Here is a 1852-nt window from a genome sequence, read left to right as displayed (position 1 = left end):
TCTTCTCACATCTCTTCAATCACTGCGATTCTATGCAAGAACACTTTCGCCAGCTCCCTTGCTTTTTCAAAGTCTTCCTTGCTGAGAACCATCATCGCATAGCTGTCACTTCCTATATCCATGGCAGACAAAACATACTCTGTCCACTCGGCATTCAGAATCTTTCCCCATCTTGGGATATCCTCTTCATCATTCAATATTTTCTCATCTATCTCGAGATTTAACCCGGCACTTAATTTACGCACAGCAGGAATAAAACTATCCTTCCTCGCTTTCCAATCCAGTTCTATCACTTTTCCTTTCCGCTCTAACGCGAAAAAAAGCTCTTCCCAGGCATGGTCCATATCTTCCATACTTTCATGCTTGTTCTTTTTCAGGAAACGCTGCGCCGTTTTGGGGTCTGCCAGCAGGAGCTTTGATAAGTCTTCAAATGCAGATTTTACGATTGCATCATCATTTCCTATCACTTCCACATAAGTCTTTTCATCGGGAAGAACTTCCTTTTTTACAAATGCCCTCATAATCTTTATGGCATCGCTGTAGCTTAAGTCGGAAATTAGATATTTTTTATCCTCTATTTTCAAATATAAATTGACCAGCTCTTTGCTTTTCCCGACTACCGCTTTCATCGATGTACAGCCCTTTACGGCATGGGACGGGGTCAGCTCTGTATAAAAAATATATCCGTCATGCATCGCTTTTAGTGTATTGTCAATTCCGCTGATATGAAATCCGTTTCCCTCGTAAAGGGGGTCTTTCATGTGCCATTCTTCGTAATTCTCAAAAAGTACTTTCTGTATCCAATTATATAGGTTCATGATTGTTTTCCATCTCCTCTTTTGTCATTCCGCTAAGTTCTTTCACCCACATCCCTACCGTATCGGAAAGTATGGAATCACAAGTATATTCCTCCATACCGTCCATATATTTGCAGGAAAATGAAGGCTCTCTTATCGCTGCTTTATAAAACTGCATTGCCACATCCTGCAAATGCTCCGGATGAAACGGAAGTGACAGTTCTTCCGCCAACGTCCCCCGAATCTTATCCCAGTCCTTATTTTCTTTATGATACTCTTCTCGGATTTTGGCTAGATAGCCTTCGCAAAAGGCTCTCAGCAAGCTTTCCCTTTGATAAATCTTCTTACAGTTAAAGTCAAATAGATTTCCTGCGTGAATTAAAAAGGTCAGAAGCTCTGCAAGACTTTCCGCAATTCTTCCCACCTCTCCTTCACTACCGATAAAGCCAATACTTTCATCCTCTAAAAATACAAATTCTCCGCCACTTGCATCATGTGCAAATGCCTTAGCTTGCATAGAATAGTTTTCATTATTCTCCATAAACTGGATTTCCTGAAGCTGCTTGTAAAAGCAAATATCACACTCTCGCATAAGCATAGTATGAAGTTCCGTATTATTCTTGATCAGCTCCCATAAGTCCATTCCGTTTTCTCTCCTACTCTACAAACTGGAAGTTATCTATTTCTATAATTTAGCTGATTTTGTTGCAATATATGTTTTAATATTCAGTTCATGCAGTCTACCAGAACCATTTGTATCTTCATATATATCAAGCAGAGTAAACCCTGCCTTTAATTGTCCACCTATCTGCTCCGTTATATTGTGAGAGAACTGCATTCCGGATTTTTCTTTAATCATATATTCTTTAGCCGCTTTATCTTTTAATGGATTAAAAGGCATTTTCCAAACAATTTCTTTTTCTTCACTATCCACAATGTAGTTTATCTCATTATTTAAACCTGCAAGAAAAATACCACCCTTTTTCAGAACTCTATATGTTTCATTAAAAACATGTTGCACATCTTCAACATAACAGTTAGAAACCGGATGAAAC

Annotated in this window: 2 protein-coding genes and 1 pseudogene; all 3 read right to left on the bottom strand. The window is 38.8% G+C overall.

Annotation, left to right across the window (positions count from 1 at the left end; all coding sequences use genetic code 11):
• Nucleotides 1-5: 5 nt before the first annotated feature.
• Nucleotides 6-818, bottom strand: a complete 813-nt coding sequence (locus tag ACO4PX_RS10135; RefSeq protein WP_485572587.1) for a DUF6630 family protein — start codon at nucleotides 816-818, stop codon at nucleotides 6-8.
• On the bottom strand, nucleotides 805-1440 hold the full coding sequence (locus ACO4PX_RS10130) for a hypothetical protein (RefSeq protein WP_485572585.1): 636 nt from the start codon (nucleotides 1438-1440) through the stop codon (nucleotides 805-807). Before ACO4PX_RS10130 ends, ACO4PX_RS10135 begins: the two co-directional genes overlap by 14 nt.
• Nucleotides 1441-1482: 42 nt before the next feature.
• A pseudogene (locus ACO4PX_RS10125) lies at nucleotides 1483-1852 on the bottom strand (SAM-dependent methyltransferase); the annotation flags it as partial.

It is taken from the genome of Oribacterium sp. (assembly GCF_057249185.1).
The sequence above is the reverse complement of the archived record's forward strand: the minus strand, read 5'-3'. Positions and strand labels throughout refer to the sequence as shown.

Coding starts and splice junctions, on each gene's coding strand:
- ACO4PX_RS10135 (WP_485572587.1), bottom strand. CDS start 818: ATGAACCTATATAATTGGATACAGAAAGTACTTTTTGAGAATTACGAA.
- ACO4PX_RS10130 (WP_485572585.1), bottom strand. CDS start 1,440: ATGGACTTATGGGAGCTGATCAAGAATAATACGGAACTTCATACTATG.